Origin of the sequence: Streptomyces sp. NPDC021096, from assembly GCF_040641275.1 — a bacterium.
Taxonomy (GTDB): domain Bacteria; phylum Actinomycetota; class Actinomycetes; order Streptomycetales; family Streptomycetaceae; genus Streptomyces.
Map to the genome: position 1 here is coordinate 26,156 of NZ_JBFADG010000010.1, position 17,131 is coordinate 43,286.

Annotated in this window: 14 protein-coding genes and 1 tRNA gene; 5 read left to right on the forward strand and 10 right to left on the reverse strand. The window is 72.2% G+C overall.

Translation table 11 applies throughout. From position 1 onward, the window contains the following. Positions 1-76 precede the first annotated feature (76 nt). Positions 77-1,432 carry a PspC domain-containing protein gene (locus AB0G59_RS16035; protein WP_360911934.1) on the forward strand — a complete coding sequence of 452 codons (1,356 nt, stop codon included), beginning with the start codon at positions 77-79 and terminating at the stop codon, positions 1,430-1,432. Next, a complete protein-coding gene (locus AB0G59_RS16040; protein WP_360911936.1) occupies positions 1,419-1,655 on the forward strand; it encodes a hypothetical protein in 237 nt (78 codons plus the stop codon). The genes AB0G59_RS16035 and AB0G59_RS16040 overlap by 14 nt, the downstream gene beginning before the upstream one ends. A gap of 25 nt (positions 1,656-1,680) precedes the next feature. On the opposite strand, the gene AB0G59_RS16045 is transcribed toward AB0G59_RS16040, so the two are convergent. The 5 genes from AB0G59_RS16045 to guaA all read right to left on the reverse strand — a co-directional run bounded on the left by AB0G59_RS16045 (position 1,681) and on the right by guaA (position 7,136). After that, a complete protein-coding gene (locus AB0G59_RS16045; protein ID WP_360911938.1) occupies positions 1,681-2,193 on the reverse strand; it encodes a DoxX family protein in 513 nt (170 codons plus the stop codon). Between the two features lie 176 nt (positions 2,194-2,369). After that, a complete protein-coding gene (locus AB0G59_RS16050) occupies positions 2,370-3,395 on the reverse strand; it encodes a L,D-transpeptidase (protein ID WP_360911940.1) in 1,026 nt (341 codons plus the stop codon). A 179-nt stretch (positions 3,396-3,574) separates the two neighbouring features. Continuing rightward, positions 3,575-4,369: a class II aldolase/adducin family protein gene (locus tag AB0G59_RS16055; RefSeq protein WP_360911942.1), complete on the reverse strand. Its 795-nt coding sequence runs from the start codon at positions 4,367-4,369 to the stop codon at positions 3,575-3,577. Between the two features lie 70 nt (positions 4,370-4,439). Then, a complete protein-coding gene (locus AB0G59_RS16060) occupies positions 4,440-5,351 on the reverse strand; it encodes an alpha/beta hydrolase (protein WP_360911944.1) in 912 nt (303 codons plus the stop codon). A gap of 180 nt (positions 5,352-5,531) precedes the next feature. After that, entirely contained in the window at positions 5,532-7,136 is a 1,605-nt protein-coding gene (guaA, locus tag AB0G59_RS16065) for a glutamine-hydrolyzing GMP synthase (protein ID WP_071962608.1), read from the reverse strand. Between the two features lie 325 nt (positions 7,137-7,461). Between guaA and AB0G59_RS16070 the strand changes: the two genes are divergently transcribed. Further along, positions 7,462-7,767, forward strand: coding sequence for a chorismate mutase (locus AB0G59_RS16070; protein ID WP_360911946.1), 306 nt, complete (start codon positions 7,462-7,464; stop codon positions 7,765-7,767). Between the two features lie 618 nt (positions 7,768-8,385). Here AB0G59_RS16070 and AB0G59_RS16075 read toward each other — a convergent pair. Genes AB0G59_RS16075 through AB0G59_RS16090 form a run of 4 tightly spaced genes read right to left on the reverse strand, consistent with a single transcriptional unit; the run spans position 8,386 to position 15,136 of the window. Next, a complete protein-coding gene (locus AB0G59_RS16075; protein WP_360911949.1) occupies positions 8,386-10,164 on the reverse strand; it encodes a GMC family oxidoreductase in 1,779 nt (592 codons plus the stop codon). 13 nt (positions 10,165-10,177) lie between these two features. Further along, positions 10,178-11,800 carry a succinic semialdehyde dehydrogenase gene (locus AB0G59_RS16080; protein ID WP_360911951.1) on the reverse strand — a complete coding sequence of 541 codons (1,623 nt, stop codon included), beginning with the start codon at positions 11,798-11,800 and terminating at the stop codon, positions 10,178-10,180. Positions 11,801-11,858: 58 nt separating this feature from the next. Beyond that, positions 11,859-13,493, reverse strand: a complete 1,635-nt coding sequence (locus AB0G59_RS16085) for a serine/threonine-protein kinase (protein WP_360911953.1) — start codon at positions 13,491-13,493, stop codon at positions 11,859-11,861. 53 nt (positions 13,494-13,546) lie between these two features. After that, positions 13,547-15,136, reverse strand: coding sequence for a serine/threonine-protein kinase (locus tag AB0G59_RS16090; RefSeq protein WP_360911955.1), 1,590 nt, complete (start codon positions 15,134-15,136; stop codon positions 13,547-13,549). Between the two features lie 201 nt (positions 15,137-15,337). Here AB0G59_RS16090 and AB0G59_RS16095 point away from each other — a divergent pair. Continuing rightward, a tRNA-Arg gene (locus AB0G59_RS16095) sits at positions 15,338-15,410 on the forward strand. 124 nt (positions 15,411-15,534) lie between these two features. Further along, positions 15,535-16,710 (forward strand): winged helix DNA-binding domain-containing protein, encoded by a 1,176-nt coding sequence (locus AB0G59_RS16100; protein ID WP_360911957.1) that lies wholly within the window; start codon positions 15,535-15,537, stop codon positions 16,708-16,710. Positions 16,711-16,714: 4 nt separating this feature from the next. Here AB0G59_RS16100 and AB0G59_RS16105 read toward each other — a convergent pair whose 3' ends face one another. Then, complete coding sequence (locus AB0G59_RS16105) at positions 16,715-17,116, reverse strand: VOC family protein (RefSeq protein ID WP_360911959.1); 402 nt, start codon at positions 17,114-17,116, stop codon at positions 16,715-16,717. Positions 17,117-17,131 lie beyond the last annotated feature (15 nt).

Sequence of the window (17,131 nt, forward strand, 5' to 3'; positions counted from 1 at the left end):
CCTCAGGGAGGATCTCAGGGAACGGCCAGGGTCGTCACGGATGTCATACACACGTTCCGGTTGACACCATGTCCCCATGACCGACGCACCGACCGCCGAACACGAGACCCGACCGCCGCTGCGGCGCAGCCGTGAGCACAAGATGGTCGCCGGCGTCTGCGGCGGGCTCGGCCGCTGCTTCGACATGGACCCGGTCATCTTCCGCGTGGCGCTGGGGGTGCTGGGGGTCTCGGGCGGGCTGGGCCTGATCGTCTACGGCTTCGCCTGGCTGCTCATCCCGCTGGAGGGCGAGGAGGAGAACGAGGGCCGGCGGATGCTCTCGGGCCGCGTCGAGGGGCCGGCGCTGACGGCGGTGCTGTGCGCCCTGGTGGGCTGCGGGCTGTTCCTGTCGATGCTCAACAACAGTGGCGTGATGGCCTTCGCGCTGATGCTGACGATCGCCCTCAGCGGCGCCGCCTACTGGTCGCGCCACCGCGGCCTCGTGGAGGCGGAGGACGAGCGCGCCGAAGCGGGGGCCGGCGGCATACCGACGGCCGAGGGCACGCCGCTGCACGCGGCGCAGAAGACCGCCAAGGCACACAAACCCCATAAGCCGCACAAGGCTGTGGACGCCCCGCCGGAGACACAGGCGCCCCCGGCGCCGGGCACGCCGTCCTGGTGGCGCGACCCGGTCAAGGACGCGGCGCCGGCCGCCCTGGCCGGGTCCGCCGGCACCGGCTATCTGTGGGGACCCGACGACGGCCCCTACGAGACGGCGACCACCGCCGCCCGCGCGCCCGTCCGCCCGGCGCCCACCGGACGCCAACTGGGCGGCTGGACCTTCCTGCTGGCCCTGGCGGCCTGTGGCCTCGGCACCGGCCTGACCTGGCACCACCAGCCCCTGGGCACCTCCCTCGAGATCGGCCTGGCCTGCGCCCTGGGCGTGTTCGGCCTGGGCATCGCGGTCAGCTCCCTGTACGGGCGCACGGGCGGCGGCACGGTCGTCGCGGCGGTGCTGACCGGCACGTTGCTCACCGGCGCCGCCGCCCTGCCGAAGTCGGTGACCAGCGAGTGGACGCGCACGACCTGGCGCCCGGCGGGCCCGGCGGACGTACGCGAGCGCTTCGAACTGGGCAGCGGCGTGGCCGTGCTGGACCTGACCGCGCCGGCCTGGTCGCAGGGCGGCGCCACGCCGCTCGACGTGTTCGCCGAGGTCGGCGCCGGACAGCTCAAGGTCGTGCTGCCCCCGGACGTCACGGCACGGCTGGACATCGAGATCGGCATCGGCGACATCCAACTGCCCGGCGAGCGGCGCGACGACATCGACGTCGAACCCGGGCAGCACAAGCACCTCACGCTGGAACCCGCCGCCGGGCGCCCCTCGCACGGCATCCTGGAAATCAAGCTCAAGGCCGGCATCGGCCAGGTGGAGGTGGACCGTGCCACGCCATGACTTCGAGCCGGGCAAGTTGGTCGTCGGGCTGGTCCTGCTCGGCGGCTGCCTGGCCTACCTCGCCGCCGCCGACGGCCGGTGGGATTTCCCCTCCTACCTCCTGCTGCCCGTGATGGTCGCCGGCTTCTGCGTGGCCGGCGTGGTCTCCTCCCTCGCCTTCGCCGTCCGCCGTCACCGGGGCCGCGCCACGGACCGCAACGACCGCCCCGGCGAACCGCGCTGACCGCCCGCCGGGCCCACCGTCCGGCTCAGCCGAACAGCGCGCCCCTGCGACCCCGGCCCCGCCCACGGCGGCGACCGGACCACGCCGCGTCCACCGACAGCAGGGGCGCGCCCGCTATGACCAGCGGCAGCCACGCCATCAGATAGACCAGGTCGTTGCCGTAGTAGTACGGCGTGGCCGCCCAGCTGACGGTGAGCCACAGACTGAGCGAGATCAGCGCGCCCCCGGCCGCCGCCACCCGGGCGAACACCCCGAGCAGGGTGCCTATGCCCACCGCCAGCTCACCCAGCGCGATCGCGTAGCCGAAGCCGACCGGACTCTTCAGCGCCAGGTCCACCAGGCCCGGGAGCGCGGCCGTCCCGCGCACCGACTCCATCAGGGCCCCGACCGACCCCGGCCCTTCGCTCGCCATGAAGGCGGAGTCGGTGAGCTTGTCGAGCCCCGCGTAAAGGAACGTCACCCCGAGGAAGAGGCGCAGCGGCAGCAGGGCATACCGCCCCAGGTCCCCGCGCCCCGTGAATGACATGCCGCTCGCCATGGCCGCCTCCCTCGCCTTCACCCGCACCGGACCGTGCCGGCCCGCCGCGATCCGTCATCACTCATCGCTCTCCGACCATACGTGCGGGGACCGGAAAGCGTTCAGCCCTGTGGACAACCCCGCGCGGCCCGCGGCGGGGGTTGTCCACAGGGCTTGTGGGCGGCGGTGGTGTGTGCTCAGCCGCCGGTGCGCACGCCCAGTGCGCTGCCCTGCAGCCACTGCTCCCAGCTGAGGTTCCAGTCGCCGTAGCCGTTGCCGAAGAGGTCCATCGGCTTCGGCTTCGTACCCCCGCCGACCTGCACGACATCGCCCTTGAGGCTCAGCCCGTACAGCCACTTGGCGTCGTCCGTGGACATGCCGGTGCAGCCGTGGCTGACGTTCTCCTTGCCGAAGGACTCGGCGTTGTCGGGGGCCGCGTGCACGTACTCGCCGCTGATCGTCTCGCGCATGCTGTAGTCGTACGAGCCGTAGAACCCGTCCGGGTGGTTGCGCGGGATGCCGATGGAGAGCGAGTCCATCACGACCCGCCCCTCCTTGCCGAGGATGGTCTTGATGCCCTCGCGGGTCCCGAAGCCCTTGCCCTCGTCGCCGCCGCTGATCGCGATGGTGCGCAGCGTCCTGCCGTTGCGGACGACGGTCATCTTGTGGGTCTTGAGGTCCACGGTGTTGACCATCGAGTCGCCGATGGTGAAGGAGACGCTGCGGTCGCCGGCGGCGGCCGTGCCCCCGGCGAGCTTCACGCCCGCGAGCCGGGCGTCCAGGGTCACCTTGGTGCCGGCGGGCCAGAACTTCTCGGGGCGGAAGTGGACGCGGGTGTCGCCCTTGGACTCGTTCCAGTGCCAGGCCCCGGGGACCTTCGGCGAGGTGGAGACCTTCAGCCGCCCCTCGATGCCGGCGCGCAGCTCCTGGGAGACCTTCTGCTGCTTGAAGACGATCGCGATGGGCTGTCCCACGCCGACCTTCTCGCCGTTCGCGGGGGCTATCTCGGGCCGTACGGTCCGGGCGGCGCCGGTGAGCATCGCGGCGGGCGGGGCCGGCTTCTCGGAGACAGGGGCGGCGCTCGAGGGCGCGGGGGCGGACGATCCCCGGGCGGAGGACTTCGCGGGCCGCTCCTCGGCCTCGGCACCGCCGCCGCACCCCGTGACGGCCAGCCCGGTCAGGGCCAGGGCCGCGGACAGCCCGATGCAACGGGAGAGGCGCATGGTTCTCCTACCGGTTCGTTTCTTCCAGTGCTTCCGGACGTGACGCTCTTCCGGACATGACGGAGCCGAGGCGGCTACGCCCCGGCTCCTCACCATCGTAAGCAGGGCAAATGCCCCACAAAGGCGCCCGGAAGAACGAGCGACCCCCGCCGACGGGCGGGGGTCGCACGCCCGGTCCGTCAGCCCAGGAGCTCCGGCTCGCTGCGCGTGATCTGCTGGTGGAGCGGCTGGTAGTTGATCCACGCCACCAGGTCGTTGCCGAGCTGGTCACGGGTGTGCTCGGCGCTCGCGGCGTCGATGAGCACCGGCTTCCCGGCGGCCTTGGCCGCCAGCTGCACCTGGCAGGAGCGTTCCATCGTGATGAACCACCACGCCGCCGCGTCGACCGAGTCCCCGACCGTCAGCAGCCCGTGGTTGCGCAGGATCACCGCCTTGTGCGGCCCGAGGGCCGTGGCGATGCGCCGCCCCTCCTCCTCGTCCACGACGACGCCCGTGTAGTCGTCGAAGAGCGCGTGGTCCTGATAGAAGGCGCAGACGTCCTGGGTGATCGGCTCCAGCAGCTCCCCCAGCGCGGACAGCGCCCGCCCGTACGTGGAGTGGCTGTGCGCGGCGGCCACGACGTCGGGCCGGGCCCGGTGGACCTGCGAGTGGATCGCGAAGGCGGCCTGGTTGACGTGGTAGCGGCCCTCGACGACCTGCCCCTGATGATTGACGAGGATCAGGTCGGAGACGGTGATGTGCTTGAACGACATCCCGAACGGGTTGACCCAGAAGTGATCGGTGAACTCCGGATCACGCGCGGTGATGTGCCCCGCGACCCCCTCCTCGAACCCGAACCGCCCGAACAGCCGCAGCGCCGCCGCGAGCCGCTCCTTGCGGTACCGCCGCTCGTCCTCGACGGTGTCGTGCTGGGGAGGCATGGCGAAGTGGAGCTGATCGGTGGGGATGGGTTCCGGTGCGGCTGCCTGCGACATGGCGGTGCTCCTCCGGTTGCTCCGTGGCTACGAACCGGAAGCTACCGCCGGGTACCCGCCGGGAACAGGCCTACGACGCGGCGGGCGCCGCCGACGCGGCCACGGCGTGCTCCAGGACGGCCTCGGCCAGCGGCCGCAGGCACTCGCGCGGCAGCGCGTGCCCCATGCCCGGCATCGCCACCGTCCGGGCGTTGCCGATCACTTGGGCGATGTGGCGGGCGTGGGGCCGCGGGAAGACGGGCTCGGCAAAGCCGTCGGTCACCAGCGTGGGAACGGTGTTGCGCGCCAGCCCCTCCGTCCGGTCCATGCCGGAGTGATCGGCGCGGCCGTGGGCGGTGGAGACGTCGTAACGCCCCGCGTGCTCGATGATCCGCCGCTCGCGCTCGCGCATCTCGTCGGCGTGGAAGGGGAGCTCCTCGCCGCTCAGGAGCCGCCAGTGCGCCACGCGCCGGTCGAGCTCGGCCTCCAGGCCGTGATCCTCCACGGGCTGAGCCCACATCTCCAGGACGCGCGGATCGATGCCGGGCAGGTCGGCGACGGCGGTTTCCCTGCCGTCGGCCTCGACGAGCGGCCGCCCGCTCAGCGCGCAGGTGCCGATGAGGGTGGCGCTGAGGATGCGGTCCGGGTGATCGGCGAGCAGCAGCTGCGCCAGCATGCCGCCGAGCGACATACCGACGATGTGGGCACGCTCGACGCCGTGTGCGTCCAGGACGGCGAGGGCGTCCTCCGCGAGGTCGGTGATGCGGTAGGGCTGCTCGTCGTAGGACCAGGTGGAGCGGCCGGCGTCGCGGTGGTCGTAACGGATCACGCGGTGGCGGGCGGCGAGGGCGTCGACGAACTCCTCGGGCCAGGCCAGGCCGGAGGCCTGCGCGCCCATGATGAGCAGGAGGGGGGACGCGTCGGCGGCGCCGCGCTCTTCGGTCCACAGCTGCACGCCGGGGGCGACGTCGACGGCAAGGGTTCGGATTGCGGCTCGGGTCATGACGGGTCCCTTCCTGGGGTTCGTGTGCGGGCGCACCTCAGGAATGAAACGATACGTCTCGTCTCGTGATCGCGCCACTCTTTGCCGGAACCCGGTTCTGCCGACGCACCCCATGGCAAAAACGCCGGTGCCGCCGCCCAGACGAATGGGCGGCGGCACCGGCGTTCGATCAGGGGAGGACTACTCCCACTCGATGGTGCCCGGCGGCTTGCTGGTGACGTCCAGCACCACGCGGTTCACATCGGCGACCTCGTTCGTGATGCGGGTCGAGATCCGGGCGAGCACCTCGTACGGCATGCGGGTCCAGTCGGCCGTCATCGCGTCCTCGGACGAGACCGGGCGCAGCACGATCGGGTGGCCGTACGTGCGGCCGTCGCCCTGGACGCCGACCGAGCGGACGTCGGCCAGGAGCACGACCGGGCACTGCCAGATCTCGCGGTCCAGGCCGGCCGCGGTGAGCTCCTCGCGGGCGATGGCGTCGGCCTCGCGCAGGAGGTCCAGACGCTCCTTGGTCACCTCGCCGACGATGCGGATGCCCAGGCCGGGGCCGGGGAAGGGCTGGCGCTGGACGATCTCGTCCGGCAGGCCGAGCTCCTGGCCGACCATGCGGACCTCGTCCTTGAAGAGCTGGCGGAGCGGCTCGATGAGCTTGAACTCCAGGTCCTCGGGGAGGCCGCCCACGTTGTGGTGGGACTTGATGTTGGCGGTGCCGGTGCCGCCGCCGGACTCGACGACGTCGGGGTAGAGCGTGCCCTGGACGAGGAACGCGACGTCCTCGCCGTCGGCCGCGCCCTCGGCGACGATCTCGGCCTGCGCCTGCTCGAAGACGCGGATGAACTCACGGCCGATGATCTTGCGCTTGGTCTCCGGGTCGGAGACCCCGGCCAGCGCGTTCAGGAAGCGCTCCTGGGCGTCGACGACCTTCAGCTGGACGCCGGTCGCGGCGACGAAGTCCTTCTCGACCTGCTCGGTCTCGCCCTTGCGCATCAGGCCGTGGTCGACGTACACGCAGGTCAGCTGGGAGCCGATGGCCTTCTGCACGAGGGCGGCGGCGACGGCGGAGTCCACGCCGCCCGACAGGCCGCAGATCGCGCGCTTGGTGCCGACCATCTCCTGGATGGCGGCGACCTGCTCCTCGATCACGTTGCCCGTGGTCCAGGTCGGCTCGATGCCCGCGCCGCGGTAGAGGAAGTGCTCCATGACCAGCTGGCCGTGCGTGGAGTGCATCACCTCGGGGTGGTACTGCACGCCGTAGAGCTTCTTGGCGTCGTTCTCGAAGGCGGCGACCGGCACGACGTCCGTGGACGCGGTGACGGTGAAGCCCTCGGGGGCGGCCGAGCAGGCGTCGCCGTGCGACATCCACACCGACTGCTCCGCCGGGGTGCCCTCGAAGAGGGTCGAGCCGGTCTTGGAGACGTGCAGGGGGGTACGGCCGTACTCGCGCGCACCGGTGTTGTCGACGGTGCCGCCGAGGGTGGTGGCCATCAGCTGGAAGCCGTAGCACATGCCGAAGACGGGGACGCCGGACTCGAAGAGGCCGAGGGCGTCGTCCAGGCGGGGGGCGCCCTCCTCGTACACGGACGAGGGGCCGCCGGAGAGGATGATCGCCTTGGGGTTCTTGGCGAGCATCTCGGCGACGGGCATCGTGCTGGGCACGATCTCGCTGTAGACGCGGGCCTCGCGGACGCGGCGGGCGATGAGCTGGGCGTACTGCGCACCGAAGTCGACAACGAGCACCGGTTCCGCGGTGTTGTCGTGGGCGGCGGCGGGGGGTGCTGCTGACACGGGAGCGGCCTTCCGGCGGTCGAGGAGGGGGCTGTATTTGTCGATTCTACCGGGGAGCGGGAGCTTGCTTTTGTCTCACCATCCGAACGATGCCCCGACGCGCATTGGCCCGGGCGCCCCGCACGGGCCATACTGTCCGCCATGCGCAAGCACCTGACCTTCGTCTTTACCTATGGCACCCGGCCCGTCCGGCTGCCATGGTCGTGCTGCTTGAGCAACTGACAAGCGACTTCCCAGGCGCCCCGGGCCGACAAGGCCCGGGGCGCCTGTCGTTTTTCCGGGTCATGCCGCTCCGGGGGGCCGCGCCCTCTTTGGAGAAACACACATGAGCACCACGACCACCACCAACACCCCGCGCCACACCGACACCGGCGCCCGCACCGACCACGCCGCCGGCGTGATCACCGGCGCCCGGGAGCGGATCGACGACCTCGACGGCCGCATCATCGGGCTCGTCCAGGAGCGCATGGCCGTCTCGGCCGTGATCCAGCGCGAGCGGATCGCCTCCGGCGGGCGCCGGGTGAACCTCTCCCGCGAGATGGAGATCCTCGGCCACTACAGCGAGCAGCTCGGCAAGCCCGGCACCGCCCTGGCCATGACCCTGCTCGAGCTCTGCCGGGGCCGCATCTGACCGTGGTCCGGTCACCCGCCGCACCCGAGTTCGGGGCCCGTCACCCGTACGGCGCGTGACCGGCGGCTGATCATCTTCGTTAATACCGGTGTCCGCCCCAGCCAGGAGCGGCCCTCCGAGATCCACGCGTGGCTTCCGTCCCTGTTCATCTGGGCGCCCGGCAACGACAGGGCGGGATCCACCGGGGTGTGTGACGCGCGAGCACGCGCGTCGTGGGACCTCACTCCGGTGGCGAGGCGACCGGTCAGCAGGGGACAGCAGCCCGGCCGCCACTCAAGGGGCGGTCGGTTCCAGGGACGCCTGGAACCGACCGTATCCGGTCGAAACGGTTGCGCCCGGGGCGGCTCATCCCGCACGATGCAAAAGGGAACGGCAAGTCCCTTGTCCCGTACCGCCATTGGTTCAACCATCTCCAGCCTGCGACGCTCCCCCCGGCGTCGCTCCGCGGCACCGACCCTGCCCTGACCTCGGTGCCGGCAGTCAAGGGCCCCGAGGCCGCCCGCACGCCCCCGCGGTGCGGCCCGGGGCCCTTCGCCGTGCCACGGCCCGGCGCGGGCGACCCGGCACACCCGGCGTCAGTGAGTTACATCACATGGCCGGAATGGGCGGGCCGCTCCGTCACTCCCCCGCCTGCCGCTTCGGCACCTCCGGCACCGGCAGGAACGGCAGTCGCAGCGCCCCGAAGGCGTCCTCGGGCACCGCCGGGCCGTGCGGCGCGACGGCGGCCACGCGCTCGTACGCACCGCCCGGCTCCGGGCGGGGATCCGCCTCGCCCTTGTTCGGCCAGAAGGCCATCGCGCGCTCCGCCTGCGCCGTGATCGTCAAGGAGGGGTTGACGCCGAGGTTCGCGGAGACGGCCGCGCCGTCGACCACCGAGATGCCGGGGTGCCCGTACAGCCGGTGGTACGGATCGATGACGCCCCGGGACGGGTCGGGGCCGATCGGGCAGCCGCCGATGAAGTGGGCGGTGAGCGGGGTGCCCATGAGCTCGCCGACGTTGCTGCCGGCGAAGCCGTTGATCTCCCGGGCGATGAGGCGCGCCGCCTCGGCCGCCACGGGGATCTGCCTCGGGTTGGGCGCGCCGTGGCCCTGCCGGGCCGTGAGCAGGGCCTTGCCCACGCCGCCCGGCCTGCGGTACGTCGTCAGGGAGTTGTCCAGCGACTGCATGACGAGGCCGATGATCGTGCGCTCGGACCAGCGGCGGTTGGACAGCGACCGCAGCAGCAGCACCGGATGCCGTGCGCAGCGCGCCGCGAAGGCCACCGCCCGCGGCATCCGCGTCCCTACCGGCACCTGGAGGATGGACAGGCCGCCCATGGCGTTCGAGCCCTTGCCGTACCGCACGGGTTCGATGTGGGTGTGGGCGTCGGGGTGGACGGACGAGGTGATCGCCACGCCCCGGGTGAAATCGGGCGTGCGGCCGTGCGCGGCGCGGTAGCGGCGGGCGGTGGTCTGGGCGCCGACCAGGGCCTCGGAGTTCGTCCGGGTCAGCTCGCCGAGCCGCTCGGAGAGGCGGGGCAGCAGGCCCTTGTCCCGCATGGTGTGCAGGAGCGTCTGGGTGCCGTACGTTCCGGCGGCGACCACCACCCGTTCGGCGCGCAGCACCCGGGGGCGGGCCGTGCGGCGCCGGCCGGTGGGGACGGTCAGGACGCGGTAGCCGCCGTCCGCGTGCTCGGTGAGGGCCACGACCGTCGTCATCGGGTGGATGACGGCTCCGGCGCGCTCGGCGAGGTGGAGGTAGTTCTCGCCCAGGGTGTTCTTGGCGCCGTGCCGGCAGCCGGTCATGCACTCGCCGCACTCGACACAGGCCTTGCGGGCGGGGCCCGCACCCCCGAAGTACGGGTCCGGGACCTCGGCGCCGGGGCGGGCGCGGGCGCTCCCGTCGCCGTCCTCGCCGTCGCCGAAGAAGACGCCGACCGGGGCGAGGTGGAAGCTCTCCCCCACGCCCATCCGTTCGGCGGCCGCCTTCAGGTGGACGTCGGAGGGGGTCGTGGTGGGGTTGAGCCGTACGCCCAGCATGCGCCGCGCCTGCTCGTAGTACGGGCGCAGCTCCTGCTCCCAGTCGGTGATGGAGGCCCACTGCGGGTCGTCGAAGAACGCCTTGGGCGGTACGTAGAGCGTGTTGGCGTAGTTCAGCGAACCGCCGCCGACGCCGGCGCCCGCGAGGACCATGACGTTGCCGAGGAGGTGGATGCGCTGGATGCCGTAGAGCCCCAGGGCCGGGGCCCACAGGTAGTTGCGCAGGTCCCAGGAGTTGCGGGGGAGGGTGTCGCGGGTGAAGCGGCGGCCGGCCTCCAGCACGCCCACGCGGTAGCCCTTCTCGCTCAGGCGCAGGGCGGAGACGGAGCCGCCGAAGCCCGAGCCGATGACGATGACGTCGTAGTCGAATGTGGTCACCACGTGCCTCCGGTCAGCGCAGACGGATCGCCTTCAACACTCTGAGCCCACCCGTCATCAGCCGGGCGTACTGCGCGTCGTCCAGCCCGAAGGACGGGCCCAGCGGAACGATCCGCTGGTGGGCGACTGTCTGAGCCTCGGTGTACTTGAGGATGCCCTCCGCGCCGTGCCGCCGGCCCAGGCCCGAGTCCTTCATGCCGCCCATCGGCGCCTGTGCGCTGCCGTACCCGGCCGCGTACGCCTCGTTGACGTTGACCGTCCCGGCGCGCAGCCGTGCGGCGACCGCCCGCCCGCACCGGCCGTCGGCGGTCCACACACTGGCGTTGAGCCCGTAGGGGGTGGCGTTGGCGAGCCGGATCGCCTCGTCCTCGTCGTCGAAGCGGTGGACGGACACGACGGGGCCAAACGTTTCTTCAGTGCAGACGGCCATGGGCGCCTCGACGCCGTCGAGGATGGTGGGCTCGTAGAACAGCGGCCCGACGTCGGGCCGGTGGCGGCCGCCGGCGAGGACCGTGGCGCCCTTGGCCGCCGCCTCGGTGACGTGCCGGGTGACGGTCTCCAGCTGCCGCTCGGACACGAGCGAGCCCATGTCGGCGCCGTAGGCGAGGGCGGTGCCGAGGCGCAGGGCCTTCGTACGGGCGACGAAGCGGTCCACGAACGCGTCGGCCACCGATCTGTGGACGTACAGCCGCTCGATGGAGATGCACAGCTGTCCGGCGGAGGAGAAGCAGCCGCGGACCGCGCCGGCGGCGGCCTTCTCGACGTCGGCGTCGCGCAGCACCAGCATGGCGTTCTTGCCGCCGAGCTCGAGCGAGCAGCCGACGAGCCGGGCGGCGGCGGCCTGGGCGACCTCACGGCCGGTGCGGGTGGAGCCGGTGAAGGCGACGTAGTCGGCGTGGGCGACGACGGCCGGGCCCACGACGGGCCCCTCGCCCAGCACGACCTGCCACACGTCCGCGGGCAGCCCCGCCTCGATGAGGAGTTCGCGGGCCAGCAGGGCGGTGAGGGCGGTCTCCGTGTCGGGCTTCATCACGACGGCGTTGCCCGCGGCGAAGGCGGGCAGCGCATCGCCGACGGACAGCTCGAAGGGGTAGTTCCAGGGGACGATCTGGCCGATCACGCCGCGCGGTACGCGCAGTTCGGTGACCTTGGTCAGGACGGGCAGGACGCCGGTGTGCGGCTTGGACCGCAGATAGGCCGGGGCCGTGCGCCCGTAGTGGCGGGCGGCGACGGCGACCGCCTGGATCTCCTCGTGGGCGTGCAGCCGGGCCTTGCCGGTCTCCAGCTGGATGAGGTCCAGGATCTCGGACTGGCGGGCGAGTACGAGGTCGTGGAAGCGCAGCAGGACGGCGGCGCGCCGCCGTGCGGGCACGGCAGCCCAGGCGCGCTGCGCCGTCCGGGCCCGTTCGAACGCCTCGGCGACGTCCTCGGGGGTGGATATCGGCAGGCCGGCCAGCTTCCGCCCGGTGAAGGGGGCGTGGCTGTCCGCGCTGCCGCCGGAGCTCACCACCGCGCGGGTGAGGCGGGCGACGAGCTCCGGGGTGACGACGTCGTCGGCGGTGCGGGTGCCCGCCGGGGCTACGGGATTGCGGGAGTTGCCATCGGCGACTGTTCCAGTGTCCAGCGTGTCCGTCATGCGGGTGAGCGTATGACGGACCGGACGAATTGGGTACCTGCCGGTAACCTCAAATGGGTCACTGCGCCTGGATCTTGAGGTACTTCAGGACGTCGGCGAAGAGCTTGTCGCCGTCCTTGCGGGCCTGGCCTGCGGCAGGCATCCGGATCTCGAGCGACCAAGCGGTGGCCTCGGCCTCGTCGACGATGATCCGGGTGCGCCAGAGGCTCTTGGGGTCCTTTTCGCCGTCCCCGGACTTGCGGTAGACGGTGACGACCTCCGCCGCTTCCATGCCCTGGTGGCGAGGGACCTCGGCCGTGGTCGTCTCCGGTTCGTTGAACGAAGACCAGTCCCCCTTGCGGCTCTTCTGCCCTTCGGCGATCCTGTCGGCCTCCGCAGAGGCCGAGGCGACGTCCTTCGGCTGCGAGTCCGACGTGTTCTTGCTGCGCTTCTCGTCCGTCTCGCGGGTGAGGTAGAGCGTGAAGACGCCACCGGGGTCGCGGAAGGAGACCCAGCCCTTGTCGGCGTTCGTCTCCTTGATGTAGTCCTCGGGCACGGCGATCGACGCCTTGACGATCTCGGGCTCGTCGCGGACCTTCCAGTGCAGCGGAATCGCCGGCCCCACCGCGAACGGGTTCACGATGAGCAGTGCCGCGGCGACGGCCACGGCCACCACACCGCCTCCGAGGCCCCACTGCGCCTTGCGGTTGCCGTGCAGCACGGGCGGCACCCACTTGCTGCCGGTGGGCCGCGTCGCGCCGGCGGTGTACGCCGACGGCTGCGGTACCTGCGGCCGGGCCACCGCCTCCAGCGCCTGCCGGACCTCCGCGGCCGTCGGCCGGGCGGCGGGCTCCTTGCGCAGCAGCTGCATGACGATCGAGGAGAACGCCCCGGCGCCCCGCGCCGGCACCTGGGGATCCGCCGACAGGATGGCCTGCATCGTCGCCTGCGTGTTGGAGCGGCGGAACGGGGACATGCCCTCCGCCGCCGTGTAGAGCACCACGCCCAGCGACCACAGGTCGGACTCCGGGCCGGGCCGCTGGCCCAGCACCCGTTCCGGAGCGACGTATTCCGGTGATCCGACGAACGCGCCGGTCTCGGTCAGGCCCTGCTCGCCCTCGATCGTCGCGATGCCGAAGTCAGTCAGCACGACGCGGTCGTTGCGCCCGAGCAGCACGTTGTCCGGCTTGACGTCGCGGTGCAGCACCCCCGCCTCGTGCGCGGCCGTCAGCGCGCCGAGCACGGCCAGCCCGACGCGGGCCGCCTCGCGCTGGTCCAGGGTGCCCTCGGCGAGCTGGTCGGCCAGGGAGCGCCCGCGCACCAGCTCCATGACGATCCACGGGCGGCCGTCCTCGACGACCACGTCGTGGACGGTCACCACGGACGGGTGGTCGATGCGGGCCGCGGCCCGGGCCTCGCGCTGCATGCGCTGGTGGACGTTCTGCCGCATCGCTTCCGGCACGTTGTCCGGGACGCGCGGCTCCTTGACGGCGACGTCACGGTCGACGACCTCGTCGCGGGCCTTCCACACGGTGCCCATGCCGCCGTGCCCGAGCCGGGATATGAGGCGGTAGCGGCCTCCCACGACCCGGCCCACGCCGGGGTCGGCGGTCGCGGGGTGGGCTTGGGTGGGTACGTAGGGGTTGCCCGCCGGCGCAGGTGGCTGGAGTTCGTAACTGGTGGGCCCGCTCGCCCATCCCCCGTCGTTCGTCATGACCCCATCATTACCAAGCGCGGAGCGGCCGCCGCACATCGGCGAACGCGGCGTCAGGGCGATGAGACCGGCTTCGTCCTGACAAAGGTGGACAGCGCCGTATGGAAGTGCCGACGGCCCTCGGCGGACTCGCCGACCGGGGAGGACACCCACACGTCGTACATCTTGTCCCCCTCGTCCCAGGCGAGGTCGTAGGTGTGGCGGGAGCCGGCGGGCGCCTTCTCCGGAACCTCGAAGCCGTCCCAGACGAACTCCCAGGAGGCGGCCCGCCGCCCCTTGTGCGTGGTGCGCTCGACCTTGCCGTCGCGGTAGCCGGGGTAGCGGTCCGGGGCCAGGGCGGCGGAGCTGCGCATGACGGCGATCGGGCCGCCGTCCTGCACGTCCTGGATGAGGACTCCGATGCGGAACTCCTTGCCGGGCGAGTAGTAGAAGACGCGGGGCGGCTCGAAGGAGCGGACGAAGCCGTCGGGCACGGCGAGCGCGAAACCCGCCGGGTCCTGCACGGCGTGGTAGCCGGCGGGCGCGGACACCGACGCGCTGGCGGGCGGCGGCTCGAGGACGGACGCGCCCCGGGACGGCCCGGAGGAGTGGGCCGCCTTGTCGTTCGAGGACACCCGGCCCGGCTCACGGTCCATCAGCAGCGCGGCCGCACCGGCGCCCATCCCGGCCAGCGTGACCACGGTCAGCGCCGCCATCAGGGCGGTACGGGCACGGTTGCTGCCGGGCGTCGTGACGGTCTCGGCGTGGGCGGCGGGCACCGGGACGCGCGTACCGGTCTGCGTCGGCGTGTACCTCTCGGGGACCGGTGTCCGGCCGGTGTCCAGATAGCCCCGCAGCAGCCGCTCCGCCTCGTCCGCGCTCATCCGCTGCGCCGGGTCCCGCTCCAACAGGCCCCGTACGACCGGCAGCAGCGGCCCGGCCGCGGCGGGCGGGCGGATCTCGGCGTAGACGACGGCGTGCAGGATGCCGCCCAACGAATCGCGGTGGAAGGGCGATTCTCCGTTCATGGCCGTGCACAGCAGCACGCCCAGCGACCACAGGTCCGACTCCGGGCCCGCGCGCCCGCCGGCCATCCGCTCGGGCGCGGTGTACTCGGGCGAGCCCACGAACGCGCCCGTCTCGGTGATCGTCGTGGCGCCGGAGACCTGGGCGATGCCGAAGTCCGTGAGCACCACCCGCCCGGTCGCCGCCTCCAGCAGGACGTTCGGGGGCTTGATGTCGCGGTGCAGCACGCCGCGCGCGTGCGCCGCGCGCAGCGCGCCCAGCAGCGCGACGCCGATGCGGGCCCCCTCCTGCGGGGTGACCGGGCCCTCGGTGGAGAGCCGGCCGGACAGCGAGCGGCCGTCGATCAGCTCCATGACGATCCAGGGCCGGCCGTCCTGCTCGACGATGTCGTGCATGACGATCACGTTCGGGTGCTTGATCAGTGCGACCGCACGGGCCTCGCGCAGCATGCGGTCGTACTGCGCCTGGGCATCCGCGGCGGAGTGCTGATCGTCGATGTGCAGCTCTTTGACCGCGACCTCACGGGCCAGCAGCTCGTCCGTGGCACGCCATACGGTGCCCATGCCACCGCGCCCGATCTTGCGGACCAGCCGGTACCGCCCGGCGATGAGACCGCCGTGTGCAGCGAAGGTGCCCATGAGCTCATATTGCCCCACCTCGCCCCGCCCGACCGGGTCCGTACCGGTCGCTTCACTCCACGACAGGCAACATTCTTCCGGTTCGGCAGATCGTAGGAACGGCGGGGCGGAAGCGCGGGCGTCAAAAGCACCCGCGCAGTTCATGTACAGTTGTTCCCGCAACGCCGACCGGACGATGGGAATCCGCCTCCGGGACGCCGAGCGCTCGTAGCTTAACGGATAGAGCACTTGACTACGGATCAAGAGGTTGCAGGTTCGAATCCTGCCGAGCGCACACTCCTGACGGGAGCCGGACAGTGTCCGGCTCCCGTTCTTCGTTGTCCGTTCTTCGGAGGCCGTTCTTCGCCGGCTCGCGTCTAGGACGGCATCCGTCCTACTGACCGCCTAGCGTCGGCCCCATGGCCCCCTCCCGCACCCCCCGCATCAGTGACGACCAGCGCCGCACCCGCCTCGCGCACCGTCATCTCCTGGCGCCCGGTCGCCGTGCCACGACCGTCGAGGAGGTGGCCGACGCCCTCGTCGGACTGCACGCCAGCGACCCGGCGACCGTGTACCTGTCGGCGTGCGCACGGCTCGCCGAGCCGTCCACGGCCGAGGTGGAGCGGGGGCTGTACGAGGACGTGACGCTGGTCAAGCTGCTGTCGATGCGGCGCACGCTCTTCGCCGTCAGCACCGACGCGGCCCCCTACGTGAACTGCTCCACCGCCCGCGCGATCGCGCTCAAGGAGCGGGAGGGGCTGCTCAAGCAGCTGCGGCAGAGCCTGCCGGACTGGGACGAGCGGCGTCTGGTGCGCACCGAGCGGGAGGTGCTGGCCGCGCTCGCCGGGCACGGCGAGGCGACGACGGCCGAGCTGGCCCGGGACGTGCCCGCGCTGCGGGAGACGATGGTCGTCTCGCCCGGCAAGCCGTACGAGGGGCGGCAGAGCGTGGGCAGCCGGGTACTGCGGCTGCTGGCCTCGGACGGGCATGTGCGCCGGGCCCGGCCGCGCGGCTCATGGACGAGCAGCCTGTACGCGTGGGCGCCGGTGCCGCAGCTGCCGGACGTTCCGGTGCGCGAGGCGAAGGCGGAGGTGGTGCGGCGCTGGCTCGGCTCGTACGGGCCGTCGACGGAGGCCGACCTGAAGTGGTGGACCGGCTGGACCCTGCGGGACACACGGGCGGCGCTGGCCGACGTCGGAGCCCTCGAGGTGCGGATGGAGGCGGGGCCCGGATTCGCGCTGCCGGACGACCTCGAGGACGCCGGGCCGTGCGGCGACTGGGCCGCCCTGCTTCCCGGGCTCGACCCGACGGCCATGGGCTGGCGCGGGCGCGACTGGTACCTCTCGCCCGACCACGTCCCCTTCCTCTTCGACCGGGCCGGCAACGTCGGGCCCACCGTGTGGTGGAACGGCCGCGTCGTCGGCGGGTGGGCGCAGCGCGCCGACGGCGAGATCGTGTGGCGGCTCCTGACGGACGCGGGACGCGACGCGGTGGCCGCGATCGGGGCGGAGGCCGCACGGCTGTCCGCCTGGATCGGGGAGGTCCGCGTCACGCCCCGGTTCCGTACGCCGCTGGAGCGGGAACTGGTGCGCTAGCCGCTCAGGCGGACTTGGGCCGGCCGCCGTAGGGGACGGTGAGGAACTCGACGGCGATCGTGCCGCCCGGGTCCAGGACGTAGACGCCGCGCCCGCCGTCGTTGTGGTTGATGCCCTCGGTGGTCCGGTACGGGTCCGCCCAGTGCGGCAGCGACCGCTCAGTGATCTTCGCGAAGGTCGTGTCGAACTCCTCCTCGGTGACGAGGAAGGCGAGGTGGGAGTTGTTGAGGTTCTCCGGCGCGACCACGGAGTCGGCGAAGTCGATGTCGACGCCGTTGGACGTGGTGATCTGGGTGAAGATCGCGACGTCGGCCGGCGGCTTCGTGCCGAGCAGCTCGGCGACGAACGCGGCGGAGGCGTGCCGGTCCTTGCAGTGGACGATGACGTGGTTCAGCTCGGCTGCCATGGTGCTCCTTCGGTC

Bases quoted from the DNA above. Each gene is read 5' to 3' on its own strand.
- AB0G59_RS16105 (WP_360911959.1), bottom strand. From the start codon at position 17,116: ATGGCAGCCGAGCTGAACCACGTCATCGTCCACTGCAAGGACCGGCAC.
- AB0G59_RS16070 (WP_360911946.1), top strand. From the start codon at position 7,462: ATGAGCACCACGACCACCACCAACACCCCGCGCCACACCGACACCGGC.
- AB0G59_RS16100 (WP_360911957.1), top strand. From the start codon at position 15,535: ATGGCCCCCTCCCGCACCCCCCGCATCAGTGACGACCAGCGCCGCACC.
- AB0G59_RS16085 (WP_360911953.1), bottom strand. From the start codon at position 13,493: ATGACGAACGACGGGGGATGGGCGAGCGGGCCCACCAGTTACGAACTC.
- AB0G59_RS16050 (WP_360911940.1), bottom strand. From the start codon at position 3,395: ATGCGCCTCTCCCGTTGCATCGGGCTGTCCGCGGCCCTGGCCCTGACC.
- AB0G59_RS16090 (WP_360911955.1), bottom strand. From the start codon at position 15,136: ATGGGCACCTTCGCTGCACACGGCGGTCTCATCGCCGGGCGGTACCGG.
- AB0G59_RS16045 (WP_360911938.1), bottom strand. From the start codon at position 2,193: ATGGCGAGCGGCATGTCATTCACGGGGCGCGGGGACCTGGGGCGGTAT.
- AB0G59_RS16060 (WP_360911944.1), bottom strand. From the start codon at position 5,351: ATGACCCGAGCCGCAATCCGAACCCTTGCCGTCGACGTCGCCCCCGGC.
- AB0G59_RS16035 (WP_360911934.1), top strand. From the start codon at position 77: ATGACCGACGCACCGACCGCCGAACACGAGACCCGACCGCCGCTGCGG.
- AB0G59_RS16055 (WP_360911942.1), bottom strand. From the start codon at position 4,369: ATGTCGCAGGCAGCCGCACCGGAACCCATCCCCACCGATCAGCTCCAC.
- AB0G59_RS16080 (WP_360911951.1), bottom strand. From the start codon at position 11,800: ATGACGGACACGCTGGACACTGGAACAGTCGCCGATGGCAACTCCCGC.